Origin of the sequence: Trichormus sp. NMC-1, assembly GCF_001858025.1 — a bacterium.
In the GTDB taxonomy this organism is placed as follows: Bacteria; Cyanobacteriota; Cyanobacteriia; order Cyanobacteriales; family Nostocaceae; genus Anabaena.
Map to the genome: position 1 here is coordinate 311,665 of NZ_LZQD01000001.1, position 26,102 is coordinate 337,766.

General features: G+C 39.9%; 18 protein-coding genes and 1 tRNA gene. 14 read left to right on the plus strand and 5 right to left on the minus strand.

Annotation, left to right across the window (positions count from 1 at the left end):
- Positions 1-150: 150 nt before the first annotated feature.
- Together A9Y75_RS01395 and A9Y75_RS01400 are read right to left on the minus strand one after the other, a co-directional pair.
- Positions 151-3,240 (minus strand): PAS domain S-box protein, encoded by a 3,090-nt coding sequence (locus A9Y75_RS01395; RefSeq protein ID WP_071187537.1) that lies wholly within the window; start codon positions 3,238-3,240, stop codon positions 151-153.
- A gap of 185 nt (positions 3,241-3,425) precedes the next feature.
- Positions 3,426-4,997: a diguanylate cyclase gene (locus A9Y75_RS01400; RefSeq protein WP_236721298.1), complete on the minus strand. Its 1,572-nt coding sequence runs from the start codon at positions 4,995-4,997 to the stop codon at positions 3,426-3,428.
- Positions 4,998-6,035: 1,038 nt separating this feature from the next.
- Here A9Y75_RS01400 and A9Y75_RS01405 point away from each other — a divergent pair.
- The 3 genes from A9Y75_RS01405 (at position 6,036) to A9Y75_RS01415 (ending at position 10,299) form a co-directional block, all read left to right on the plus strand.
- On the plus strand, positions 6,036-8,456 hold the full coding sequence (locus A9Y75_RS01405) for a dynamin-like GTPase family protein (RefSeq protein WP_071187542.1): 2,421 nt from the start codon (positions 6,036-6,038) through the stop codon (positions 8,454-8,456).
- A gap of 204 nt (positions 8,457-8,660) precedes the next feature.
- The gene (locus tag A9Y75_RS01410; protein ID WP_071187543.1) at positions 8,661-9,848 is read left to right on the plus strand and encodes a DUF2252 domain-containing protein; all 1,188 of its coding nucleotides are present in this window, start codon (positions 8,661-8,663) and stop codon (positions 9,846-9,848) included.
- Between the two features lie 208 nt (positions 9,849-10,056).
- Complete coding sequence (locus tag A9Y75_RS01415; RefSeq protein ID WP_071188782.1) at positions 10,057-10,299, plus strand: hypothetical protein; 243 nt, start codon at positions 10,057-10,059, stop codon at positions 10,297-10,299.
- A 311-nt stretch (positions 10,300-10,610) separates the two neighbouring features.
- On the opposite strand, the gene A9Y75_RS01420 is transcribed toward A9Y75_RS01415, so the two are convergent.
- Entirely contained in the window at positions 10,611-13,310 is a 2,700-nt protein-coding gene (locus A9Y75_RS01420; RefSeq protein ID WP_071187545.1) for a DUF3536 domain-containing protein, read from the minus strand.
- A 496-nt stretch (positions 13,311-13,806) separates the two neighbouring features.
- Between A9Y75_RS01420 and cax the strand changes: the two genes are divergently transcribed.
- Together cax and A9Y75_RS01430 are read left to right on the plus strand one after the other, a co-directional pair.
- Positions 13,807-14,895 carry a calcium/proton exchanger gene (gene cax, locus A9Y75_RS01425; protein WP_071187547.1) on the plus strand — a complete coding sequence of 363 codons (1,089 nt, stop codon included), beginning with the start codon at positions 13,807-13,809 and terminating at the stop codon, positions 14,893-14,895.
- 423 nt (positions 14,896-15,318) lie between these two features.
- Positions 15,319-15,876, plus strand: coding sequence for a peptidoglycan-binding domain-containing protein (locus A9Y75_RS01430; protein ID WP_071187549.1), 558 nt, complete (start codon positions 15,319-15,321; stop codon positions 15,874-15,876).
- Between the two features lie 285 nt (positions 15,877-16,161).
- Here A9Y75_RS01430 and A9Y75_RS01435 read toward each other — a convergent pair.
- A tRNA-His gene (locus tag A9Y75_RS01435) sits at positions 16,162-16,234 on the minus strand.
- Between the two features lie 113 nt (positions 16,235-16,347).
- Between A9Y75_RS01435 and A9Y75_RS01440 the strand changes: the two genes are divergently transcribed.
- From A9Y75_RS01440 to cobA, 5 genes are all read left to right on the plus strand, one after another.
- Entirely contained in the window at positions 16,348-16,728 is a 381-nt protein-coding gene (locus tag A9Y75_RS01440) for a DUF4359 domain-containing protein (protein WP_071187551.1), read from the plus strand.
- Between the two features lie 216 nt (positions 16,729-16,944).
- The gene (locus A9Y75_RS01445) at positions 16,945-18,471 is read left to right on the plus strand and encodes a GUN4 domain-containing protein (RefSeq protein ID WP_071187553.1); all 1,527 of its coding nucleotides are present in this window, start codon (positions 16,945-16,947) and stop codon (positions 18,469-18,471) included.
- Between the two features lie 107 nt (positions 18,472-18,578).
- A complete protein-coding gene (locus A9Y75_RS01450; RefSeq protein ID WP_071187556.1) occupies positions 18,579-19,151 on the plus strand; it encodes a GAF domain-containing protein in 573 nt (190 codons plus the stop codon).
- A gap of 166 nt (positions 19,152-19,317) precedes the next feature.
- Positions 19,318-20,049, plus strand: coding sequence for a sirohydrochlorin chelatase (locus tag A9Y75_RS01455; RefSeq protein ID WP_071187558.1), 732 nt, complete (start codon positions 19,318-19,320; stop codon positions 20,047-20,049).
- Positions 20,042-20,794 carry a uroporphyrinogen-III C-methyltransferase gene (cobA, locus tag A9Y75_RS01460; RefSeq protein WP_177176070.1) on the plus strand — a complete coding sequence of 251 codons (753 nt, stop codon included), beginning with the start codon at positions 20,042-20,044 and terminating at the stop codon, positions 20,792-20,794. The genes A9Y75_RS01455 and cobA overlap by 8 nt, the downstream gene beginning before the upstream one ends.
- Before the next feature lie 11 nt (positions 20,795-20,805).
- On the opposite strand, the gene A9Y75_RS01465 is transcribed toward cobA, so the two are convergent.
- Positions 20,806-21,831: a response regulator gene (locus A9Y75_RS01465; protein WP_071187562.1), complete on the minus strand. Its 1,026-nt coding sequence runs from the start codon at positions 21,829-21,831 to the stop codon at positions 20,806-20,808.
- A 1,298-nt stretch (positions 21,832-23,129) separates the two neighbouring features.
- Between A9Y75_RS01465 and A9Y75_RS01470 the strand changes: the two genes are divergently transcribed.
- The 4 genes from A9Y75_RS01470 (at position 23,130) to cpcA (ending at position 25,997) form a co-directional block, all read left to right on the plus strand.
- Positions 23,130-23,324 carry a hypothetical protein gene (locus A9Y75_RS01470; protein ID WP_071187563.1) on the plus strand — a complete coding sequence of 65 codons (195 nt, stop codon included), beginning with the start codon at positions 23,130-23,132 and terminating at the stop codon, positions 23,322-23,324.
- 55 nt (positions 23,325-23,379) lie between these two features.
- Positions 23,380-24,300: an RluA family pseudouridine synthase gene (locus tag A9Y75_RS01475; protein WP_071187564.1), complete on the plus strand. Its 921-nt coding sequence runs from the start codon at positions 23,380-23,382 to the stop codon at positions 24,298-24,300.
- 601 nt (positions 24,301-24,901) lie between these two features.
- On the plus strand, positions 24,902-25,423 hold the full coding sequence (locus A9Y75_RS01480; RefSeq protein WP_071187565.1) for a phycocyanin subunit beta: 522 nt from the start codon (positions 24,902-24,904) through the stop codon (positions 25,421-25,423).
- A gap of 85 nt (positions 25,424-25,508) precedes the next feature.
- The gene (cpcA, locus tag A9Y75_RS01485; RefSeq protein WP_071187567.1) at positions 25,509-25,997 is read left to right on the plus strand and encodes a phycocyanin subunit alpha; all 489 of its coding nucleotides are present in this window, start codon (positions 25,509-25,511) and stop codon (positions 25,995-25,997) included.
- Positions 25,998-26,102 lie beyond the last annotated feature (105 nt).

Consider the following 26,102-nt stretch of genomic DNA (forward strand, 5'->3'; position numbering starts at 1 on the left):
CTTGTAGCAACTGCCGTCAACTGCCGTTCAGGAGTAAAACTGGCGAATGTGTCTAGGTTTCAATTTTGATTCTGTACCTCATTGATCTGCAATCTGCTGTAGTTTCAATTAGATACAGTCACAAAAAAAGTAGGGTGATGAATATTCATCCTACTTTTTTGTATCAGAAGTCAAAATTTGTAAGATGACCTGGAACTGATAGTTGTGGACTAAACTTTTCAAGCCAGCAATCAAACCAGTGTTTGCTTCGGGAATTTGATCAATCAGATTTAGCACTTCTTCCTCATCACAACATAATGCGGCTTGATGCAATTCATTCAGCCAACTTGAAGGCATAACAGAGAGACTTTCAGAGATTACAGTTTTAGATTGCTCGTCTTGAATATTGTTCCTAATTGGTAATTGAGGATTTCCTTCAGCATATGAACTAGGGGAAATCCCTTCTGCTGTAGCTAATTGGACTGGAATATCAAAATAGAAAGTACTGCCTTGATTGAGACGACTGGTGACTTTGAGATTGCCATTCATCAAGTTAACAAACTTGTGGCTAATGGAGAGTCCTAATCCAGTTCCTTCTATATAAGTTGTACCTATGTTTGAGTTGCTATGCGATCGCACAGATTGGACAAAAGCATCAAAAATTGTGGTTATTTCCTCCGGGGCAATACCAATACCAGTATCTTCGACTTGAAAATGGAGGGTGAGTGGGTCAATTGGGGCATGATTGCGATTTTTGACTTCTACACGTAGAGTGACACTACCTTGATCTGTAAACTTAAGGGCATTATTAAGCAAGTTAATCAGTACTTGGCGGAGTTTATTGGCATCGGTGGTGATGTACTGAGGTAAGTCTGAAGCTAGTTTCAAATTAAGTTGTAAGTTTTTCGCTGCGGCTTTCAAGCAGAACATTTCTTGCAGGGACTTTAACAGATCTATCAGGTCACAGCTAGTTTCATTCAATACCATGCGTCCGGCTTCAATTTTGGATAAATCTAAAATTTCGTTGATGAAGTTAAGCAGGTGATTACCGCTGCGATGAATGATTTGCAGATTTTCTTGTTGCTCTAGATTGAGGGAACTGTCACGTTTCATGACTTGAGTGAAACCAAGGATAACGTTAAGTGGTGTTCGCAATTCATGACTCATATTTGCTAAGAAGATGCTTTTTACCTGGTTTGCGGCTACTGCTGCTTCTTTTGCTTGTCGAAGTTCTATTTCGGCTTGTTTGCAAACGTTAATATCTCGTCCAACTGCTTGAAATTCTACAAACTCTTCTTGCTCATCAAAGATCATCAGGTTAATCCACTGAGTCCAGCGTATTTCTTCACCAACCATGACGCGATTTTCAATTAATACCGTGGGATTTTCCCGGCTCATGGAGTTGATAAGTTGGGCGACATAATCTTTGTCTTCCTCAAAAATGACGGGGTAAAAATTATGTGCCAACAACTCTTCTGGCGATCGCTTAAAGTATCGGCAAAATGCCTCGTTGACAAAGGTTGTAGTTCCATCTGGTTGATAGCGGATAATTAGTTCAGTTTGATCTTGAACAATGGCACGATAGCGATCTCTACTAGCGTGTAAAGCAGCTTGTGCTTTTTTCAGTTCGGTAATTTCTTTACTGATTGTGAGAACGCAGGGTTTACCATCCAGTTCGATGATCTCACAAGAAACGAGAGATACTTTGATTTCTTGTGATTTTGTCCGCCAATGAAATTCTTGGTTGCGTACAAATCCTGTTTGTTGAAGTTGTTGGGCGATGGCTTCTACCTCTGGAGGATTTACCAAAAGATTCATTTCTATTGCTGTACGACCAATAATTTCATCATAGGTATATCCAGCAAGTTGCAAAAAAGCATTGTTAACATTAATCCAGCGCCCATCCTCTAAGAGCGTAATGGTAATAGGATCAGGGCAGGTATGAAAGATGGTGGCATAATTGCCTTCTAATTCTGATAGATTGACTTGAATTTGTGCAAAGTTGTCTCTTAACTGCTGCGCCATCTGGTTAAAAGATTGTGCCATACGAGCCAATTCGCGTATAGGCTGATTTTGGGGAATTCGCTGCTGCAAATCCCCTTGAGCCATTAAGGATGAAATCTGGCTAATATTCAGGATGGGATTGGCCAGCCAACGGGTAATCAGAGAAGTGAGAGCGATCGCTATTATTACCGCAAATATTACCAAATTTATCGTAGTTTGGGTTGTGTCATGAATGCGACCTAGAAAATCGGATTTGGGTACAACTGTCACAATTAACCAATTCAATCCATATTCATTTTTGTAAGGTTGAATCTGAGATAAATAAGTTTGCCTATTATCAATAAATTGCCAATTTTTAAGTTTTTTTATCTGACTCCAATCGTCAATTTTTGATTTTATAAATTGGCTGGCAGATTTAATTAGTGGCTGTCGGCTTTGGTTAGCAATAATTCGCTCTATTTTACCATCACTAGTTTTAATAAAAGGTAATTCATCTGTTGAACTAGCAATTAAGGAACCATCCATTTCGGTCAGAAATACAATCCCCGAATGCCCTAATTTTAAATTATTGAGAAATGTATTGATGTTTTTTAATAATAAATTAACGCCAAATAGTCCCGTAAATTTTTTAGTCACGGGGTCATAAATTGGCATACTCGCATTAATTTTTAGATCCCTGCTATTAGCAGATGTATAAACAGGACTCCAAGTTGCTTTTTTTCTCTGTTTGGATAACTTATACCAATAGTTTTGTCTAATATCCCAATTAGGTCGATATTCTCCCATTTTTAATAATTGAACACGCTCACCTTTGGAGTTCACTTCATACCGTTGAAATTTTCTGATATTCGGACTATCCGTTACAGTAATTTGGCGTTTTCCATCTGTAGAAACAACAATTCTAAAACTACCTTCTTCGTTAGCATAGACAATATTTTCAAGATTATCAAACCTGTAAATTTGCCTAATTAAATGACGTTCTACATCATCAATATTAGTAATATCAAGATCACCATCTTTAACTTCGTTAACATTGAGCCGATTAATCAGATGAGGTAATGATAGATAATTATCTAGATAAAGATAGACACGATTTCCAACTTCAACCATTAATTGCTGTGTTATTTCCTCTACAACCTGGTTACTATTATGCAAACAAAAAAAGTTAGTCAGTCCTACTGTAATCACCAATAGCAAGATCAACGGTAGAGTCAGAACTGTGCGGAGAGGAAGTGGAGGAAAGGGATTGTAACGCATATACAGCAGAATTCAGGAGTCAGGAGTCAGGAGTAAAACTGGCTTGGTGTCTAGGTTTCAATTTTGATTCTGTACCTCATTGATCTGCAATGTGCTGTATAATTATGGTTTAACACAGCAATATTACCAATAGACTTACAAATCTAAAAATATCCCCAAAATGACGCAAAATCCGACAATACCGATTAAATGGTAGAAGATACACAGTAGGTGTTACGTCCTTGGGCTTTTGCCTGATAAAGTGCCTCATCTGCGGCAGCAATAAGCTCTTTTGGTGGAGTTTGACCTTGAGGAATTATACTGGCAATGCCTATACTCAAAGTTACTTGTTTACTAGAGGACAATTGATGGGGAATGGCTAACCTTGCTATTTCTGTTTGAATCTGTTTAGCGAGATGAATCGCTCCGTCTACATCGGTATTAGGTAGTAAAATCACAAATTCTTCACCACCATAGCGTGCTACTAGATCCGCAGGACGATGGCAGGTTTGGGCGATCGCTTCCGCCACTTTTCTCAGGCATTCATCACCAGCTAAATGCCCATAGTAGTCGTTGTAGGACTTAAAATAATCAATATCCCCAAGCAGTAATGACAAGGGTGCTTTTTCCCTTCGCAGTCTTTGCCACTCTTGAGAAAGTGATTGATCAAAACATCTGCGATTGGCAATCTGTGTTAAGCCATCTAAATTTGCTAACCGCAGTAATTCTTTATTCGCTTGTTTGAGTGCCTCATCTGCCTGCTTACGTCCAATAAATGCGCTCAATTCCATAGTCACTGCATTGACCAATTCTACAAGTTTTGAATTATGGGGTAAGGGCGATCGCTTGAAGAAGCACATAACTACAAGTGTTTGTCCTTCAAGAGTAATTGGCACTGCAAATACAGTCTTCAATCCGGCCTGATTCGCCGATTCAACCCTGATAAACATATCTGGCTGTATTTGTGAAATATCCTCAATCCATAGCGGTTGCTGGGTTGCACCGACTTTACCTATTAGTTTTACTCCATAAGAAAAAATATATTTTAAACTTGCTTGGTGAAAGTCTTTTAACTGTTGATCAATAGGATCATAGGCCACTTGCCCTAGTTTCAATCCTGTACCATCTAAGTTGGTGTTCCAAGCCTCTCCATAGTCCCAACCTATCACCTGACAAACTTCACACAAAACAGCATCTAAAGCATGATTTAAATTCGGTGCTTGATTCACTAAATTCATGGTTTTTAATAGCAGTTGCAATCTTGCTTCAGTTTGCTTGCGCTCTTCAATTTCCTTGCTTAATGCCTGATTATGTTGATAAAGTTCCTGGTTTTGTCTGACAATTGTTAGTTGATGCTGAACTCTCATTAATACTTCTTCTGCCTGAAAAGGTTTAGTAATATAGTCAACACCACCCACTTCAAATCCTTTAACTTTATCAGCAACAGCATCTAGAGAACTTAAGAAAATGACAGGGATATGATGAGTTTCATGATTTTGTTTCAGCATTGAGCAAACCCTGTAGCCATCAATTTTCGGCATTTTGATGTCTAACAGAATTAGATCAGGCGCTTCAATGTTTACGGTATCTAAAGCGACTTCTCCGCTGATAGCTTTTCTGACTTTGTACCCTTCCTGGCTTAAAATCGCAGATAGTGTACGCAGGTTGTCTGGATGATCGTCAACCACCAGTAAATTAGCTTTGTACACAGATAGTTTTGTGTCTATTAGCGAAATGGAGGTAACTTGTCTGCTACTGTAACCCTCTTTACCTTGCATTTGGGAGGACATTTCTTACGAAATTTTGGCAGTTTTAAGCAGATTTTTTCGTAGAATTGGGGCTAATTGTCCTGAGCGCATGGTATAGGGTTAATATGGAGTTACTAAAATGATACTTTCTGTTAATATTCTTCATATATAGGTAAATGTCGATATTAACACAATCTAACTTTTTACGCTATTTTATGGTTTTGTATCATTATATGCTTTCTAAGTCCCCTAAGAGGGCATTTTGATTGAAGAGTTAAACAACTTAAAATTTAGAATAGCGCCTACTGTTACTGCAATACCGTTTCACTTTAAGGTTGATATAAATCGACAGATGTGGAAACACGGAGACACGGAAGGAGATTCATTTGGAACTTTAATTAAGCCTCAATAACATCTCCCTAATCCTCTTTTAAAGGCTTCTCTTGATTGTAGGAAAAAGGTTTAAAAGAGATATCTGATCGTGATTCCCACATTTGAGGGGTACAGCAAGAAATATCAACTGCATATAAGCGTAAATATACGGTGACAACTTTGGTTATCAGCAGACTAGAAAATGCACTAAGTAGCCATCATGAACTGCGTAAACCTTGATTCCTTCTTCCCTTTTCCCTGTTACCTGTTACCTGTTACCTGTTACCTGTTACCTGTTACCTGTTACCTGTTACCTGTTACCTGTTACCTGTTACCTGTTACCTGTTACCTGTTACCTGTTACCTGTTACCTGTTACCTGTTACCTGTTACCTGTTACCTGTTACCTGTTACCTGTTACCTGTTACCTGTTACCTGTTACCTGTTACCTGTTACCTGTTACCTGTTACCTGTTACCTGTTACCTGTTACCTGTTACCTGTTACCTGTTACCTGTTACCTGTTACCTGTTACCTGTTACCTGTTACCTGTTACCTGTTACCTGTTACCTGTTACCTGTTACCTGTTACCTGTTACCTGTTCCCTGTTCCCTGTTCCCTATATATGCAACCGTGAATTTACTGTACAAGTATTTGCTTAAGTATATTAAACTATTTATAAATAATTCTGTTCTTCAAGATGTCAAACTTACCTCCACAGTGTAAAAATTTAGCCGCGCAAGTTGAATCTATCTTACAACTTCTACAGCAAGAACCAAGTTTGCGTTCCCAAGATATTACATCTGTCAAGCTTTCTTTGGATAAAGCGATTTCTCCCAAGTTTGAAATTGTCTTTGCTGGTGCATTTAGTGCAGGTAAGTCGATGTTAATTAATGCACTATTAGAGAGAGAATTACTGTACAGTGCAGAGGGACACGCTACGGGGACAGAATGTAAGATTGAGTATGCACCAGCAGATGCAGAAAGAGTAGTTTTAACTTTTTTGAGTGAAGTCGAAATTCGAGAACAAGCGATTTCTTTGTGTCAGCAGTTAGGGTTTAACACAGTTGCAAATATTAATCAATCGGATGTGATTGATTTACTCCGACAAGGTTGTGAAGCAATTATTCAGCAAGAGGGTGGAGAAAGTAAATCAGAACGCGCTAAACAAGCAAAAGCATTAATCTTGTTGTTAGAAGGATATATAACTAACCGCGATCGCATCAAAACAGTTAATAATGCTACATATTCAATGGAACAATTTAATTTTACTAATCTCAAAGAAGCTGCTGGATATGCACGAAGAGGTAGTAACAGCGCGGTTTTGAAACGGATTGAATATTATTGTTATCATCCTCTTCTACAAGATGGAAATGTCATTATTGACACTCCTGGAATCGATGCACCAGTAGAAAAAGACGCACAATTAACTTACAACAAAATTCAAGATGCGGATACTTCAGCGGTAGTGTGTGTACTCAAACCTGCTGCTGCTGGGGATCTGACAAAGGAAAAAACGGAACTTTTAGAAATGATGCGGGGAAATGCGGGAATACGCGATCGCGTTTTTTATATTTTCAACCGCATTGATGAAACTTGGTACAACACCCAACTTAGACAAAGATTAGAAGATTTAATTAATGGACAATTTCGTGACAGCAGCAGAGTTTATAAAACTAGCGGGTTATTAGGATTTTACGGAAGTCAAATTAAACAGACAAATAGATTAGATAGATTTGGGTTAGATTCGGTTTTTGCAGAAAGTGTGAAAGGTTTAGATGGTAGGGAAGAGATACCACAATTTGTCTATGCTTTTAATAACTATTGCGTTAGTTCGGGAAAACTTTCTCCTAGTCAATTCCGAATTTCTCTGAATGGCTTTGAAACTCCCAATGAAAACTATGTCCGAATTTTAGATGAACAAGGAATACTGCTAATTAACCAACTAATTCAAGATAGCGGTATTGAAGAATTCCGCACAGCAATTACTCGCTATTTAACTGAAGAAAAGCGTCCTCAATTGTTTAAAAATCTTGCCGATGATTTGGAAGATATTTGTATTAATCTGAAAAAACATTATCAGAGTTCTCAGCGAGATTTAGATAGTCAACCGCGAGAAATAGAAACGATGAAGGCACAGGAATTACAACGCCTAAATCAGCAACTTCAGCAAGTTGGTAGAGACTTTCATCAACATATCACAGATGAAGTTAATAGATTAATTAATAATTCCTGTGAAGAGTTTGAATCTGATTTTCGCCAATTACAAACTCGGATGATTCGCCGTTTGGATGAGTTGCTAGATACCTTCTCTGTGGCTAATGCTTATCGACGTGCAACTATCAGCCATCCTCGTAACGCAACTGCACCTTTATTAGCTATTTTAGTAGAGGCGTTTTATTACTTAGCTAATCAGTTGGAAGACATTTTAATAGAGTCTTGTGAACAATTAATTGCTAATCTATTCCAACGGTTAATTGAGAAGCTTCAAAAGTCGGAATATTATCGCCAATTGTATCGTTTGTTAGGTAATGATGGCGGAATTGAACAACAAGTAAAAGTGATAGAAAAACAAGTTGCTCAAGTTTTGATCAGTGCTGCTAGTATAGAGTGCGATAGATTTGTCAGAGAAAGTCCTAGATTTTACGATGAAGGTACTTTTTCTATCTATCAATTTCGTCAAACCTTACAGCAAACTTCCCAAGGTTATGATGCAGAAAGCGTTGTAGAAGCCGAACCAGCAATTAGACAATTATTAAAGTTAGATTTTGAGCCGAAAGTTTCTCATACTATTCGCAAATCTTTCCGTCAAACTATTAACCAAACGCTCAAAACTCAGTTGTTACCAATGGCTGAAAAACAAGCCGATCATATTTTGCAGCAGTATCCCTATGCGCGGGCTTATTTAGAAGCTACTTTGGAACAGGAAGCTGCGGAAAAAATTGCCAATAATCAACGTTTATTGGGTGCTGTAGAACAAAAAATTGAAGATTATAATGCGGCTGTTTCTGGTATTAACAATTGTTTGCAAGCGATGCAGTTATATGAACATCTTTTGCCTATAATTGATGTGATATCTTTTAATGATGTGATTGTTTCTGAGGAAGTAGTAGAGGTTTAATTATAATATTAATCACAGGTAAATGTGGGGATCTATCTGCGTTTATCTGTGATTTTATTATTGTTTGTTTCGCGCCAAGTTGGAATTGTATATTTTTAACATTGATTCCTGGGGATATTAGGTGGATAAGCAAAAATAAAACTTCACACTTTTTAAGATTATAAAAGTGATATTTTAAATCCTAATACAACAATATCTAAAGCCATGTCTAACAATATTACCGAAAGAATCTACAAATTCAATAATGGACGCAATCCCGAATTTTTAAAATTAAAATACCAGAATATGCGTTCTGACGTATTCACATTTTATCGCGGAACTTGTCATTTATTTTATGAAGACTTTCCTCAAGATTCATTACTCAATGCAGCACCAGCAGTATGGATTTGTGGTGATTTACATTTAGAAAACTTTGGTAGCTATAAAGGAGATAACCGATTAGTCTATTTCGATATGAATGATTTTGATGAAGCTGTTCTTGCTCCTTGCACCTGGGATATAGTAAGATTTGTAGTTAGTATAATAGTTGGTTGTCACGCTTTGGGAGTAAATGCTACAGAAGCATTGCATTTAAGTAATCATTATCTAGATGCTTACAGCAAAACTCTCTCTAAAGGACAGATAAGAAGTATAGAGAAAGAAACCGCTAAGGGTTTAGTTAAGGATTTATCGGAAACCTTAAAAGCCCGAAAACGTTCTGAATTTTTAGATCAGCGTACCAAAGTAAAAAAAGGTAAGCGGCGCTTAATTATCGATAATAAACGTACTGCTGAAGCAACCGAAGCACAGCAAGAAAAGGTGAAAAGATTAATTGCATCTTGGCACAAAGCTACACAGCAAGATCAGGATTTTTATCAAATATTAGATGTGCAAATCAGGATAGCTGGGACTGGTAGTTTGGGTTTAGAACGCTATATAATTTTGGTAGAGGGTGAAGGTTCTCCAGATCACAATTATTTGTTAGATTTTAAGGAAACAAAAACTAGTTCATTACAACCTTATTTAACAATACCTCAACCACAATGGAACAGTCCATCTGCACGAGTTGTAGCTATTCAAAACCGGGTACAGGGAACTCCACCTGCATTGTTGGAAGCGATTGTTGATAGTGATAAATGCTATGTTTTACGGGAATTGCAACCAACTCAAGATAAAGTGAATTTAAAGGCGTGGCATGGCAAATTCGGACGTTTAGAAAAGTTAATTCAAACTATGGCTGAGGTGACAGCTTGGGATCAATTACGTAGCGGTGGTAGGCAAGGTTCTGCTATTGCTGATGATTTAATTGATTTTGCTCACTCTTATCAATGGCGTGAATCTATTTTAGAATATGCAATTAACTACTCTGAGCAAGTAGAAAAAGATTTTCAGGAATTTTGTCAAATATCATAAGTCGGTTTTACTGATAGCGTGGCGTAAGCCATAAAAGTTGTTCATGAGGAGAGGGAATAGGGAATAGGCAATAGTTTTTTTATCATTATTTAATAACCAATCCATATAAAAAGAGAGTTTCAAGCCTGTTAAGAGTTCCCTGCTGTAGGATTGATTTAGACGACATTTTCAACTTTAAGCTAGGATGGACTTTGAGTTAATCATTTCTATGCCTAAAAAACTCAAAACTAAGTCCCGTGAATTCCCTAAAGCTGTTACTTTGACTCTTTACATCTTCGCTGTTATGGCTGTTTTAGTAGCAGCATTTCCTTGGTTATACGAGATAAAAACTAAAGCAGGGATTGATATCTCACCTAAATATCACGCTGGAACATTTTTTGAGAAACATACTAACGGATTGTTTAGGTGTGAGTGGTTGTATCCCTATCATTGTGACCGTTCTAAAAGTTAAATCGTAATAAAATGGTGGGCAATGCCCACCCAGCTTTGGCGACTAGAAGTCGCGGCTACACAAACAAAGTCCGCCTGCGCGGACTAAATTCCTAAACTTTGAAAGAATGAAATAGTCCATCTACAGCGGTTTCCGCTCTTATGAGGAGCATCTTAGCCCCCTCATCGCTTGCGGTGAACCAGCGCTGTAGGCGGGTTTCCCTCCGTAGGCGACTGGTGTTCGCGTAGCGTGCCGGAGGCATCACCCGAAGGGGGAGGGGGTTGGGGGTGGGGTTCTTGTACCTCATAACACCGGGAAGTGCTGTAACAAATTTAAGCTAATTTCTTCTCAATCATGGTGACATCAACGGCTAATTTTTGCCCTAATTTCAGTAATTGACGACAGTGATCTGTTTCTGCTTGATTGTTAAAGTTGCTGAGACACAGGGGAATTATTTGACTATGCAAACAGCTGAAGTAGAGTTCTTGGGATTTTTCTAAGGAAATGCCAAGATTCAGCTGATATCCTACATCTATCAACTTTTCTAGGCGTTGGATATTTGTCCCAAATGCACCATTAGCGTCGTGTAAAACTTGCCACAGCGATCGCACAATTAACTGTTCTAATATCTGCTTTCCTTCAGGAGTATTCAGGTGACAACGCAGATGTTTAGCTTCAGTAGCGATCGCTTCTAATTCTCCAATATGATTCCAGCTGGATTCTGCTTCGCCAATATCTTGTTCTAAAGACCTTAATGTCATCATACAGCGATAACCCAAAGCAATCTCCGCTGCAACTTGCAATTCTTGGGGAACTGCTAACTCATCGCGATGAAAGGCCATAATCACACCGTAATTTTCCCGGTATGCTTGGGTATATAACTGGTCTAATCTTGTCAGTGTTTCCTGGCTTAATAGCCGCATAATTCTGTGTCGTTCTTCGGCAAATAAATTTTGCAAACTAAAAGCTTCATCCCCAAATAGCTGCGTCATTACCAAGATAGCGTGTGCCGCACTAGCTTGTTTTAGTGATGCCAATAGCTTATCTTTCAATTGGCCGTAGTCACGCCTTCCCGTAAATTGTTGAATACAGCAATGAAAATCCCAGCCTCCCAAATGGAGAACAGCAAACACTAAATTTTCACTTTCCCAAGTAATTTCTGACACCAATTTCAAATGTCCTACCGCCATAGTCAACGATCCCATGCGTTGCATTTGGTAATCTAACTCATTAGCGGCATAACAATAAACACGCTTTTGGTGAGGATGAGGATGTTTATCTGCATCTGGTGGAAACGAGGAATTTTTGTGATTGTTAAATAGGGAAGTAATTGCGTAATGGGCAGCAACTTGTTTAAAACCGATTTGGGCTGTTAGCACCAATTGACGATAAATTTCTCCACCATGCTTAAAGTGTTCCACATTGCTGGGGGCTAAACCCAAACGTTTGAGGAAGCCTTTTTCTAACTGCACACCTGCCACATCTCCGGCTAATTCTAAAGCACGGGAAGCATAACGGAGAATCTGTGTTCCTTCCGGGCGAGAAATTTCTTCAAAAAACCAACCGCAACTAGTAAACATCAGCAAAGCATGACGCTGCATTTCTAATAAACGCAAAGCATCTACTTGTTCTGCGGCTTGTAGTTTCCGGGTTTGATGACGAGAAAGAAAACGGCTAATATTGGCAGGAGAGCGATCGCGCAGCACTTCAATATATTCATCCCTAGCTAACCAGGGATCACGAAATAACTGTCCGCCATATTCTTCAAACACCTCAATTAACTGATCTCGTAGCCAATTTAAGGCATCTCGCAACGGCCGTCGCCATTTTTGATGCCATACACCACCTTCTCCACCGCAACCACAATCATCCTGCCATCTATCGACACCGTGGGCGCAACTCCAGGCGGTGATTGACTTTAATTCCACTTCCCAAGTCGGAGGATTTAAACTGAGATAATGAGCAAAGTTTGTTACCGTCCAACCATGACGGGGAAACTCGCCAATAAAAGCATAAGCTAAAGTTTTCTCAGTTCCCTTTTTATGATGTCCAAAGGTTTCCCCATCTGTGGCTACAGAAATTAATTGCGACTGACGATGATCCCCGCGCACTGCTGCACCAACTCTGCCTGCGAAGTGGCTGGAACTATAAACCACATCACTAAAACCCATATCCCGCGAAATCGGTCCATCGTAGAAGAAGATATCAATGTACGGTAAGCCTTGTGTACTTTCTGAGGTAGTTACACGAGTTGTACTCAACAAAGAAGATGCAATGCTGAGGCTAGGCTTTAAATAACAACGATAGGGACGGGTGGGATCAATCTGACTACCACCAACTTCATGCCATTCATGCTGGGGATCATTTTCATTAGCCAGAGGACGACAACGCTGTGCTTGCGATGGTGCTAAGACAATAAAGCGAATTCCTTGTGCCACTAAAGCTTCTAAAGTGGCATAATCTACAGCCGTTTCCGCTAACCATATACCTTCGGGATCACGACCAAATCGGGATTTGAAGTCTTCTTTACCCCAGCGAATTTGGGTATGTTTATCTCGTTCATTCGCCAAAGGCATGATGATGTGATTATATACTTGCGCGATCGCATTGCCGTGACCATGCAACCTTTGACTACTCTTAGCATCAGCCTCCAAAATCCGCTGATAAACTTCCACATCGTAGCGTTCTAACCACGACATCAGCGTTGGACCGATATTGAAGCTCATGTACTCATAATTATTGACGATCCCCACCAACTCGTTGCGGTCATTTAGCACTCTGGCAAAGGCGTTGGGGCGATAGCATTCCCAATGAATGCGTTCGTTCCAATCATGGAAAGGGGTAGCACTCGGTTGGCGTTCAATCGCATCTAAATAAGGGTTTTCTCGTGGTGGCTGGTAAAAATGACCATGAACCGTTACATATACACCCTGGGACTTTTTCAGGGGATCATTATCAGCAATCTGTTGGGAATCTTGGTGTAATGTCAATGTTGAGCCAGAGCTAACTGGCAGTTCAGCAGCAGAAGTCATGATATTTTTATCCAAAAAAAAATGGTAAATGTGGCGAAAATCTTATTATGTATGCTTTTTACGGTGGTTTTTTCACAAAATCCGGTATAAACAACAGCTATGAAATCCGGCTCAATAGTTATTTTTGCCAAAATAGTTGAAGTTTTCGGAGAAATCTGCATTATCTCGCCGTTATTTCCCGCAAATAAATAGTCATCAACTATGGAATCAAGTCTCTATAGTGGAAATTTTATCACTGGCAACCTTAATCAGCCAATAAAATTAATGGTGTTTTAATGTATTAAAACCCATTTTTGTTATAAAACCCAGGCTTGCATCCATATTTTGGCAACAAAAGATTGCAATAGCTAATTAAATCGCCATCTGATTTTATATCTCTGCTGCTATTATCAAACACAGTAAAATTTGAGAGTATCGTAGAATCAATCTAGTTAAAGATTGCTGTTCCAATTGATCACAAGCATTTGTAACTGATCCCCAAAATTCGAGATGCCAAATGTCAGCTAAAAACATCATTTTTTTCGGCTTGTTACTTTTTATTCCCATTTCCCTAGCTGCTCACTTTCTAGAATGGGGAGACTTAATAGTTTTTATCACCGCTGGACTAGCAATTCTTCCCCTTGCTGGTTGGATGGGTACGGCTACAGAAGAAATTGCCGTAGTTGTCGGTCCTTCATTGGGGGGTTTGTTAAACGCCACCTTTGGTAACGCTACAGAATTGATTATTGCCTTAGTTGCCCTGAATGCTGGGTTAATAGATGTAGTTAAAGCCAGTATCACGGGATCGATTATCAGTAACTTACTCCTAGTCATGGGTTTTTCCATGCTTTTGGGCGGACTGCGTTATAAAGAACAAACATTCCAATCAGTTGTAGCGCGGGTAAATGCTTCATCGATGAATTTGGCAGTAATTGCAATTCTATTACCAACGGCGATGAATTACACATCAGTGGGAATTAATGAAATAACAGTGCAAAATCTTTCCCTTGCCGTTGCTGTGGTGTTAATTCTGGTTTACGCCTTAACCCTGCTATTTTCTATGAAAACCCACGCCTATTTATATGATGTGGGTGTAGCAGAGACAGAAGAAGAACAAGTAGAACCAGAAGTTACCCATGAAAAACCAAATATTTGGTTTTGGACTGCCATACTGCTAGTATCTACCTTACTAGTAGCTTGGGAGTCAGAATTGCTGGTTGAGACTTTAGAAGTAGCCACGTCTAAGTTAGGTTTGACGGCATTATTTACAGGGGTAATTTTACTTCCCATCGTCGGTAACGCTGCTGAACACGCTACAGCCGTCACAGTAGCGATGAAAAATAAAATGGATCTTTCCGTATCTGTAGCTGTAGGCTCAAGTATGCAGATTGCCCTATTTGTCGCCCCTGTTTTAGTGATTGCTGGGCGTTTCATGGGTCAGCCGATGGATTTAGATTTCAATCCCTTTGAATTAGTAGCAGTGGTAGTATCAGTGTTAATTGCCAATAGCATTAGTTCCGATGGTAAGTCTAATTGGTTGGAAGGAACTTTACTTTTAGCCACTTATACGGTTTTGGGTTTCGCCTTCTATTTCCATCCAGTTTAGGTTAGTGGTCGAGCGATACTATTCATCTAATCATTAATTGATTAGACATAAGTAGCTTAGAGACCATAATTATATTTCTGGTTTAGGTAGTTTGATTGGAAACCAGATCTCAATTATCAGAAACTCTTGTGGTGCGGGCCGAAAAGCCCGCCCTAGTTATGCAAATTAAATCTCTAAGAGATTACCAACAAAGAAAAATGATGGCAAGAGATGGAAAACTGCAAAGCTAATGCAATCAGTCTTTGACAATTTCAAATCTAAATTGGTATTATTTGCGGTTGTATTTTACAAATCAAATAAAAGGGCAATCATGCAACTTCTTACGGAGTAAATTATTTTCTTCATCTAGAGTCATACTTTCACTCTCTTTGTTTGTCTACTCCTGGTTTATCCTTATAGGTGCAAGATATGAGATGAACTACAATGACTGAAATTGGCCTGCTGATGACGGGCGTGTTAAACACCACACAACCAACCTTACCTCCTTTACCGGAGCAGCGACCATTTCATCTGGAAAATGGCGTTCACCAGTCAGCAAATAGTCAGTTATCTCAGTTAGTTCCCACTCCTCAAATCACGCCACCTGAATTCATCGAGACAAATGAAAGGGAGAAACCTAAAATCTCAACACTCGCACTCAAACGGGAAAACATACTAAAGCAAATTAGACAAAAGCACCTGTCCCTAGATTCCTTGAAGGTAGCTGAGTCCCAGGATATTTCCATAATAGCTAAGGAAAGTGTCAAGATATCACGATACCAAAGCTATAATCGACCAGCCATGCCGCTTTTGTATTTTGGTAATTCCGGTATGTCCGTGAGAATCTTGCAACGGCTATTAGTTTCCAATGGCTATGGTATCCGCATTGATGGGATTTTTGGACCCCTGACAGAGACAGCGATTAAAGCCTTTCAAAATCAACGCAATTTATTGGTAGATGGTATAGTTGGTCAAAGAACTTGGTGGGAATTAACAATTTAATTACTAGGACAGGTGCTACACCTGTCCTGGTTAATTCGTAATTCGTAATTCGTAAAGCACTTCCCGCTATTGTGAGGTACATATTTAGTGCTGAAAGGGTCGAAAAAGAGGGAGTTTGGGGGGGGGAGACTGTACTTCATAACAGCAGGAACCGCTGTAATAATGCCGACCGCAGGCTACGCCAACATAATTAAGTTTTGCCACGGGGATTTAGACCCTGCCACAAAATTTACTTCTTGATCATCGTGGGGCAAATTAAACCCATAGAAATTATTAAAATAAAAGGGCGAACGATGGGACTTGAACCCACGAATGGTGGTACCACAAACCACTGCCTTAACCACTTGGCTACGCTCGCCATTCACTATCTGAATATAACACGAGTTTGACAAATTGATCAATATTTTTCCAGAATTTTTTCAATTTACTTGTAGTCTTGACAGTATAAGGATCACATCAGATTGAAACTATATGAAAGGCTGGACTATGATTGCTTCTGTAGGAGCCGCAGGAATCGCCGTTTTGGGAGTGGCAATGGCGAATACAAATCCTGAACAGGCTAAATATGAAGAGTATGCAGTACAACGGTTGACAGCTTACTTAAAAACCGATGTTTGCCAAAAAACACCGAATTTCTTGCAAAATCTCATTCAATTTAATTGCAATAAATTGGTTGATTCGGCTAATCCCCAAATCCGAGACATTATTGCTGCGACTACAGCCAGACAGAATTATGTGATTTTTAGCGTCTATCGAACTGAAATAAAAATTGATAATTTATTACCTAACTACAAATTTGAGAGTGTAGGTGCATTTGATAACTTTTATACTTACAAAGCTGAACAGCAATGAGTCCAACAAGTTTAGATTTTGGATTTTAGATTTGTTTTCGCGTTTAAATTTGGGGACTTATCTAAATTCGCGGAGCGTGTTGTAGATAGACGCTGCGCGGCTAAACCTGTTTAAATTTCCAATTTCAAATTCGGTAAACTTCTTTTTTGGGCAACAAAGGGGGCGATAGTTGGGAATACTTATATATAAAGATCCCTAGAAAATCTCCACCTTGTAATGAGTTTCTGTACTGCTTGTCTGTACCCGCAAAATCCAGATACTGCTAAATTTTGTCTTAAATGTGGTAAGCCTTTATTGCTCAAAGAGCGTTATCGCCCACTTTATCCTATTGGACAGGGTGGTTTTGGTAGAACTTTTTTGGCGGTGGATGAACACATTCCCTCCCGTCCCTTCTGCGTGATTAAACAACTTTGTTTTCCAGATGCTGATAGTTCCAGTTTTGGTAAAGCAGCAGAATTATTTCGTCAGGAAGCAGTCCGCTTAGATGAGTTGCAACATCCCCAAATTCCCCAATTGTTTGCACATTTTGAACAAGATCATCAGTTGTATTTGGTACAGGAATTAATTACCGGACAGACATTAGCACAGGAATTGCAACAGCAGGGTGTATTTAGTGAAGCACATATCTGGCAATTGCTCCAAGATTTATTACCCGTACTGCAATTTATTCATTCTCGACAAGTGATTCACCGGGATATTAAGCCAGCAAATATCATGCGAAAACGCTTATCAGAGAATTTAGGATCGATTGATATTGCAGTTCCTCCACAAATTTCTGAAACTGCTTTATTCAATAAAGGTTCTACTATTACTGTCGATAACATCGAATCTTTATTTCCTCAACCAAAGCGAGGTAAAGCAGTACCCAATAGTCAGATTCAGCCAACGAATACCATAGAACTATCTACACGTGGGAATTTAGTATTGATTGATTTTGGCGTTGCTAAACAAATCACCAGTACAGCTTTGGTAAATACTGGGACAACAGTAGGTAGTGCCGAATATATGGCTCCTGAACAAATGCGGGGTAAAGCCTTACCAGCGAGTGATCTCTATAGTTTGGGAGTGAGTTGCATTTACTTATTAACTGGCATTTCACCCTTTGATTTATTTGATGTTACTAGCGATCGCTGGATATGGCGAGATTATTTACTTCCTGGCAATACTGTTACAGAAAACCTGGGTGTAATTCTCGATCAACTCCTGCAAAATGCCCTTCCCCAACGCTACCAATCTGCTACTGAAGTTCTAGCAGCAATTAATACAAAAGCCAACCCAGTTAAGCAGCAGCCAGTTAATACCCTGTATTCAGCCGCAGGAGTTGATTACAAGCGGTTACGAAATTTACTCGCTACTAGGCAATGGCAAAAAGCAGACCAAGAAACCTGGATAGTGATGTGTCAGGTTTTATCCAAGCCAGCTGGTAGCTATTTATTTAATAGTGATTTGGAAAACTTGCCCTGTGAAGATTTACAGATAATTGATCAATTATGGAAAAAATACAGCCAAGGGCATTTTGGTTTCACGGTGCAAACACAAATTTACCTAAGCTGTGGCAGCGACTATGGGCAGTTTTGCGCCGCTGTTGGCTGGAGTTTGACTAAATCTAACTCTCCCACTCACAATTTCTTGTTTATTTGGTCAGTACCTAAGGGAAACTTACCCTCTCACTCGTGGGCTGGTGGAACTCAATTATGGCGACACATGAATGCTTTAACGACAAAGCTGTTAAGTAATTCGTAAACAGGGAACAGGGAACAAAGGTAGAGTCGGTGCATTCTATGTGTCGGTTGGATGATGTTTTTGGTAAAAGATCATTGCGAAAATACAACTTTAGGACTTACCTGTCAATGACTGACTTAGTTTTACCTGAAACCATACAAAGTGTTTTAGACAAATACATCGAGCCAGATGATATTTTTTGTGCAATACTTCCGGCAGTTGGAGAAGTATTACAGTGCGATCGCTGTTTTCTGTACTTGAGAAACCCTCAAACCAAGTTTGGCAAAATCGCCTATTGCTGGCGACGAAATCAAAATATTCCAGATATTACAGACTTTCAATGGAAGTTAGAGCCACCATCATTACCCCAAGCAGACCCCTTATTTGCTGCGGCACTGCGAACAGAAGCTTCCATTTATATTGAAGATGTGGAAACTGCCAGCCCAAAAATTGTAAATCAAGAGTTTGAGCGCAAAAACTTTGGACACCGCGCCTTGATTCATGCTCACTTATGCCAAGATGGTCAACTTTGGGGAATTTTGCAGCCATGTGTCTTTAATCAGAACCGAATTTGGTCAGATTATGACCATGCTGTTATCACTCAATTAGAAAGTGAATTAACACCTTTAGCCGTCACCTACATCACCAACCATCAAAAGCACGGAGAAGCACAAAGCCATAAGAATCACTTAAGTGGCTGACTCAACTAGGGAATATCTCCAAGATGGGAATGGCGATCGCATCTCTACTTAAGGCAATTGTTGAAAATGATGGCTAAATGTTGTGGCTCGCAACTTTTTTCATGGCTGCTCATTGAACCAGGTTAAAATTTACGTAATATTCACTACTAAATTTGTACCTTTGCCTATGCCTTCTGCCTATCTTTTGGTATCTCACGGAAGTCGTGATCCACGTCCAGACATCGCTATGCAGGAACTTGCCAAGCTTGTAAGTCAGAAGCTACCAAGTGGTGAAAATTTAGTAGGGACAGCGACATTAGAGGTAAATGAGCAACCTTTACACCAGCAGATTCAAGATTTTGCTGAAAGTGCTTTGGCCTATGGGTACAACTGCCTGAAGATTATACCGTTATTTCTTTTGCCGGGAGTTCATGTGATGACCGATATTCCCGCAGAAATAGCACTGGCAAAAAAGGCACTGGGTCAAGATATGATCATTGACCTGAAACCATATTTAGGCAGTCATCCCGATTTAGAGAAATTGCTGATGCCGGCAATGGCTAACATCAAAGTAGAAGCATCAATTTTGTTATCTCATGGTAGCCGTCGTTCTGGTTCCCAACAACCTGTAGAAAATATGGCAGCGAGTTTGGGAGCAATAGCTGCTTATTGGTCTGTACTGCCGAATTTAGAGTCAAGAGTGAAAGAGTTAGTCGCTGGTGGTTATAGACAAATTGCGATTCTGCCATACTTTTTATTTACTGGTGGCATAACCGATGCGATCGCCAAATCAGTAGAAGCGCTAAAATTACAATTTCCAGAGGTGACATTTCAATTAGTGCCACCTCTGGGAGCAAGTGCAGAACTAGCTGATTTAATTTGCGATTTATCAACAGAAGAGGAAAAAGTTTTTGGGTAAGGTTTATTTAGTCGGTGCCGGACCTGGTGATCCCGGACTCATGACTCTAAAAGGAAAAGGCTTGTTGCAATGTGCAGATGTAGTTATCTATGATGCCTTGGTAAGTCCGGCAATTCTGGAAATGATTAATCCCCAAGCCGAGCAAATCAACGCAGGTAAGCGGATGGGGAGACATTCACTGTTGCAGGAAGAAACCAGTCAACTGCTGATTGAAAAAGCTCAGGATCATGCCATTGTCGTGCGCTTGAAAGGTGGCGATCCCTTTATATTTGGGCGCGGTGGCGAGGAAATGGCAGAATTGGTAGAAGCCGGAATTCCCGTGGAAGTTGTGTCAGGGATCACAGCCGGAATTGCGGCAGCAGCTTATGCTGGTATTCCCTTGACTCATCGTCTGTATAGTTCATCAGTGACATTTGTAACGGGTCACGAGTCGGCGGGTAAATATCGACCGGCAGTTAACTGGCAAGCGATCGCTCAAGGTTCAGAAACAATTGTGATTTATATGGGTATCCACAATCTACCTTATATTGTGGAGCAGTTAACATTGGCTGGATTAAGTGTAGAGACGGCGATTGCTTTGGTACGATGGGGTACTCGTCCAGAACAAGAAGAATTAATTGGTGAATTGGGAACAATTGTCGAGCAAGTAGAAAAGACTGGTTTTAGCGCCCCGGCGATCGCAGTAATTGGAGCGGTTGTGAAGATGCACAGTATTTTAGCTGGATGTCGTCCAGTGTCATCTTGACTGTAAGGATTTTAAATCATGTGCTGAAAGATAATTTTTAGCAAGTCACCTTGATTAACAGGCTTAGTCATGCAACCAGAAGCTCTGACTAGCTTGGCTTTGGCTCTATCCATCAAGCTGGGTTTTTCTGTCACCATAATCACCGGTGTATTTTTAAAGAATGCCTGTTTCCGCAATAAAGCGCATATTTCATACCCATCTAAATTAGGCATTGTCACATCCAGTAAAATCATATCTGGTTTGACGCGGAAAATTTCCATTAAAGCTTTTAAAGAATCGGTAACACCAATTACAGAAAATATTTGCTCATCTAAAAAACCTCTAATGGTATTTAAGACTATGGGACTATCATCTACACAAAAAATTGTGTAATTTCTTTTGTCAGTAGGTCGTGAGTAGCTTTGTTTGTGTCTGTCCGCAGTGACTTGTCTATTACTAATTGGGGGTAATTGTACTTCTGTTGTGGTGCGTGTCTTGGACTGATTCTGCTGCCAAAACTGCTCCCGCGAAATTTTTACACCTGCTTCACACTTTTCGACTAATAAGCGCAAGTTCAAATGACAAAACTTGGGTAGATCATCCAGAAAGCTCTCAGGGATAAATTCATAACTCCCTTCTTCTATTTTCAGAAACGAATCTAGAAATTCTAGAGACAATTGCTCAATTAGCATTGCGGCTTGTAACGGGCTAAGATATTTCTCGTTAACTAGCCAGCAAATAGCCAAATAATCTGGATTCGGTATCGATTGATTTTCCACACCTCTTTCAAAGATTGTCTGCAACTGCTCATTAATCTCTCTCGGCAGAGTAGAATCTTGTTGACTTAATCGCTGCAAGTTTCTATATAGCGGCTCAAACATTTGTTCTGAGTAACAAGCATAAATGAGCTTACCCTCTTGTACATATATAGACCAAGCCCCTGAAGTGCTAAATACTTGTAGACAACCAGTCACAGACTTGCTGGTGATTTTTTTCAACAGTGATAGGGGTTGTAGCTTTTGGAAAAATCTGTATCTACTAATAGGAAGCGTTTTCATTAGCACGGCTCTAAGCTCAAATAAAAATTTTCAACTACAATTTGTGAACCACCCGTTGGGGATTCACACCGGTCTAAAGTGGACGTACTGCCAGATCAAGATAACGGTTTATATTGGGGTGAGTATAGCAAGTCCTGATCCAGATCACACAATACCCAACACCCCACACCCCACACCAAACTTGCCAAGCCCAAAGTTGGAAATTGTTTTCAGAAAACAGTATTCCAAAAATCAGATTTCATTTCTGTATTTTTCGCTAGACTGGCTCATAGGAGTGAATTTAACAGTGTATGGCAGTTAACTTACTTGTAGAGGCTCTTAACAGGCAACAGGGAAAGAACTGAGATTAATGTGTAGGTCTTTTTTCAGCGCAGAGTGCAGGCCACTTTGGCTATAGCTTACATGGTGTATGACTCCTACGTCGTCACGCAAGCTATAGCCATAGGCTCCTGTAAGGGATACACAACAATCAAATAGAAGTTTTTGATCAGTTTGATGATGGGGTTAAGTTTTCCACAAAGAAGGTGAAAGTTATTGAAGCTATTGGTGGCGGTTTTCAATTCCCCAACATAGGCCTGATATAGCAGGTGACTGGATTGAAAGTCTTTCTGTGTCTAGGTTTATCAACGGCTCTAGCGTAGCGTATGGCTAACGCTGCGCTATCAGTTAATGTCCTCAGCACCATGTCCGTTGCTATAACTCTTCACTTTTCTTTGTTTACTGATTTAAACTTCTGACTTTCTACCTGGTAAGGAAAATCTGACAGTTTTCTTTGCTAGTTTGCGAGATGGAAAATGACCATAACAAATAAAAAAAACGCCTTTACGCTTCTATAACTATGTTTTAGTCATTTTTGGTAGTGCAGTGTCATTTGCGTAGTAAATACCTAAAAAAGAGCCATGTTTAGCCCAATGTGTAGATGCTAAGTAATTACTTCCTAAATTTCAGGTTACTCTAGATTTATCAAAGAAATAAAAAAGTATTTTAAAACTATTGTGAAAAATTGAAGTTGTTAGGAAAACGCTAGAAGTGATGATGACTCTATTTGTTCAGTAGTTTCTTCTAGAAGAGTTTCCGTGTTTCCAAATAATAGGAATTAAAAGACACCGAATTAAGTAAAAATTACCTCCATTATTTATTTTAATGATCATCTCACTAAAATCTTTGAGAAAAAGCATTGATTTGTAGTAAGCTGTTGTACCTATAAGACGCAGCGGTTTGATTTTGGTAAGAGCTTTAACTTTTCTACTTCTGCTCCTGGATAGAAAGCTCTAGCGCTGTTTCAAGATATAAATCAAATGTGGAATACAGCTTACCTGTTAGATGTTGTGGAAAGAAAATCTCCAGCTAATACAGTAGTAGTTTTATTTCTTTCAGCTTCGAGAATTCACCATCAGGATGTTTATGGTGTTACCAAACATGAAACAGCCCCAGTATGTGTATTTCTAATTCCCAATTTAAAATCAGTATCCGGTGCGATCGGCAACTGCTGATGTTGTTAAAATCAGTACAGACCTCACGAATCTAGCAGTTTAAATTTAAGCAATTGTGACCGCAATTAATCTCCAAGTCGAAGAAAAAAGTGACCGCCTTGATCGTTACTTGTCAGAAGAATTACCAGACTTATCCCGGTCTCGTATTCAACAGTTAATTGAACAGGGTCATATCCAACTCAATGACAAAGTATGCACATCTAAAAAAATTCATCTCAAAGCAGGCGATCGCATAATTCTGGAAATTCCTGCGGTGCAACCTTTGCAATTGGTAGCAGAACATATCCCTTTAGACATTCTCTATGAAGACGACCAGTTACTTATTGTCAATAAACCCGCAGGCTTGGTAGTTCATCCTGCACCCGGTCATCCAGATGGTACTTTGGTGAATGCGTTATTAGCTCACTGTCCTAATTTACCGGGAATCGGTGGCGTTCAACGTCCGGGTATTGTCCATCGATTGGATAAGGATACTACTGGAGCGATCGCTATTGCTAAAACCGATCTCGCTTATCAACACATCCAAGCACAACTCAAAGCAAAAACCGCCAGAAGAGAATATTTGGGTGTGGTTTACGGTGCGCCAAAGACTGAGAATGGGATTATAGACTTACCCATTGGTCGCAGTCCCCAAGATCGTAAAAAAATGGCAATTATCCCCATAGAACAAGGGGGAAGATCAGCAATAACTCATTGGCAAATTCAAGAACGCCTGGGTAACTACACATTAATCCACTTTCAATTAGAAACAGGACGCACTCATCAGATTCGTGTCCACAGCGCCAAAATCGGTCATCCTATTGTCGGCGACCCTATTTATAGTTCTGGTCATTCCGTGGGGGTAAATTTGCCTGGTCAAGCATTGCACGCTTGGAGACTCAGGTTACAACATCCAGTAACTGAAGATTGGATTGAAGCCACCGCAACTCTTCCCCACACCTTAATGACCTTGTTAGAAATTCTCCGTCGTCGATGATTGGGGATTGGGGATTCTTCACATCTTCCCCATCTCCCCTGAGAGGACTATGAAAAAGGCTCGTAAAAATATTTAGAAATGTAACATTTACATTGTTTAACAAAACCTGGCGAAACTGTAACCTGCACCAAAACTTGTAAAATAAAGTCCTGATATGGGTTTGGAGAAATCTTAAGATAATATTAAAGCATTAAAATTGCCGCCAATATTTGCATATTGTAAAGTTTTGTAACGAAAATATCCGCATTTTCTCAGTCAAAGTCCTTGTATGTAAAGGAGTTGAGGCTTTTCTTATTGCCACATCTTATTTATTCATAATTTGTAATAAATAAAGGATCTATAGCATTGTATAAACTAATCTGAAGGGGTCAGACAACAGATAAAAGTTAAACGATGCAGCTAATTCACCAGATTTAGTTGTTTCTCATAAAATTACCTCTGATTCTCATAATTTCTGGCACATCATCATTGCTGAAGGATTGAGAACCCAAGTAGAGAAGCAGTTTAATTGCAGTTTGCTGTCAGCCAGTTTCAAATTGATAAAACATCCGTAGTTTTAATCAAAACATCTCTCAACTAAGTAATTAGGAGATTAAAGCCCATGACATTAGATGTATTTTCCAAGGTTGTTTCTCAAGCCGACTCTAGAGGCGAATTCTTAAGCACCGAACAACTAGATGCTTTGACAGCAGTTGTTAGCGCAGGTAGCAAGCGTTTAGACACCGTTAATCGCATCACCAGTAACGCTTCCGCAATTGTTACCAACGCTGCTCGTTCTTTGTTTGAAGACGAACCTAGCTTGATCGCTCCTGGTGGTAACGCTTACACCAACCGTCGCATGGCTGCTTGCCTACGCGACATGGAAATCATCTTACGCTATGTTACCTACGCCACATTGGCTGGTGATGCAAGTGTATTGGATGATCGTTGCTTGAACGGCCTACGCGAAACCTACCAAGCTTTGGGTACTCCTGGTGCTTCTGTAGCTAAAGGTGTTGGCAAAATGAAAGATGCAGCAATCTCCATTGTTAACGATCCTAACGGGATCACCAAGGGTGATTGTAGCTCTCTAGTTTCTGAATTGGCTAGCTATTTTGATCGCGCTGCAGCAGCTGTTGCGTAATAACTTCAAATAGCCTAGAGGCTAAAAAAACGGAGATTTTCTCCAAGTAAAAAAAGCTAAGAAACAATTAAGGAGATATATAACCATGAAAACACCAATTACCGAAGCAATTGCAGCAGCTGATACCCAAGGACGTTTTCTGAGCAACACTGAATTACAAGCAGTTAATGGCCGTTTTGTACGTGCTATTGCCAGCATGGAAGCTGCTCGTGGTTTAACAGCTAACGCTCAAAAATTGATTGATGGCGCAACCAGTGCTGTATATCAAAAATTCCCTTACACCACCTCTACATCAGGCCCTCAATTCGCATCTGACAGCCGTGGTAAGTCCAAGTGTGCGCGTGACGTTGGTCACTACCTACGCATCGTTACCTACAGCTTAGTTGCTGGTGGTACAGGTCCTTTGGATGAATTCTTGATTGCTGGTTTGGCTGAAATCAACAGTGCATTTGATTTGTCTCCTAGCTGGTACGTAGAAGCTCTGAAGTACATCAAGAGCAATCATGGCTTGAGCGGACAAGCTGCTAACGAAGCTAACACCTATCTTGACTACGCAATCAACGCTCTCAGCTAGATAGCGTCATGCCCGGAGAGGGATACAAGTGCTGGATGGAATCAACCCTTCGGGGTTAGCCAGTGGCTCATGGGCAAGTTCCCAAGACCGCGCTGGAACACCTAG

What these genes read in the sequence shown, in the direction of transcription:
- A9Y75_RS01470 (WP_071187563.1), top strand. Translation starts at nt 23,130, where the DNA reads ATGTGGAATACAGCTTACCTGTTAGATGTTGTGGAAAGAAAATCTCCA.
- A9Y75_RS01430 (WP_071187549.1), top strand. Translation starts at nt 15,319, where the DNA reads ATGACTGAAATTGGCCTGCTGATGACGGGCGTGTTAAACACCACACAA.
- A9Y75_RS01415 (WP_071188782.1), top strand. Translation starts at nt 10,057, where the DNA reads ATGCCTAAAAAACTCAAAACTAAGTCCCGTGAATTCCCTAAAGCTGTT.
- A9Y75_RS01395 (WP_071187537.1), bottom strand. Translation starts at nt 3,240, where the DNA reads ATGCGTTACAATCCCTTTCCTCCACTTCCTCTCCGCACAGTTCTGACT.
- A9Y75_RS01445 (WP_071187553.1), top strand. Translation starts at nt 16,945, where the DNA reads ATGAGTTTCTGTACTGCTTGTCTGTACCCGCAAAATCCAGATACTGCT.
- A9Y75_RS01420 (WP_071187545.1), bottom strand. Translation starts at nt 13,310, where the DNA reads ATGACTTCTGCTGCTGAACTGCCAGTTAGCTCTGGCTCAACATTGACA.
- A9Y75_RS01450 (WP_071187556.1), top strand. Translation starts at nt 18,579, where the DNA reads ATGACTGACTTAGTTTTACCTGAAACCATACAAAGTGTTTTAGACAAA.
- A9Y75_RS01440 (WP_071187551.1), top strand. Translation starts at nt 16,348, where the DNA reads ATGAAAGGCTGGACTATGATTGCTTCTGTAGGAGCCGCAGGAATCGCC.
- cpcA (WP_071187567.1), top strand. Translation starts at nt 25,509, where the DNA reads ATGAAAACACCAATTACCGAAGCAATTGCAGCAGCTGATACCCAAGGA.
- A9Y75_RS01455 (WP_071187558.1), top strand. Translation starts at nt 19,318, where the DNA reads ATGCCTTCTGCCTATCTTTTGGTATCTCACGGAAGTCGTGATCCACGT.
- cax (WP_071187547.1), top strand. Translation starts at nt 13,807, where the DNA reads ATGTCAGCTAAAAACATCATTTTTTTCGGCTTGTTACTTTTTATTCCC.
- A9Y75_RS01480 (WP_071187565.1), top strand. Translation starts at nt 24,902, where the DNA reads ATGACATTAGATGTATTTTCCAAGGTTGTTTCTCAAGCCGACTCTAGA.
- A9Y75_RS01465 (WP_071187562.1), bottom strand. Translation starts at nt 21,831, where the DNA reads ATGAAAACGCTTCCTATTAGTAGATACAGATTTTTCCAAAAGCTACAA.
- A9Y75_RS01410 (WP_071187543.1), top strand. Translation starts at nt 8,661, where the DNA reads ATGTCTAACAATATTACCGAAAGAATCTACAAATTCAATAATGGACGC.
- A9Y75_RS01400 (WP_236721298.1), bottom strand. Translation starts at nt 4,997, where the DNA reads ATGCAAGGTAAAGAGGGTTACAGTAGCAGACAAGTTACCTCCATTTCG.
- A9Y75_RS01405 (WP_071187542.1), top strand. Translation starts at nt 6,036, where the DNA reads ATGTCAAACTTACCTCCACAGTGTAAAAATTTAGCCGCGCAAGTTGAA.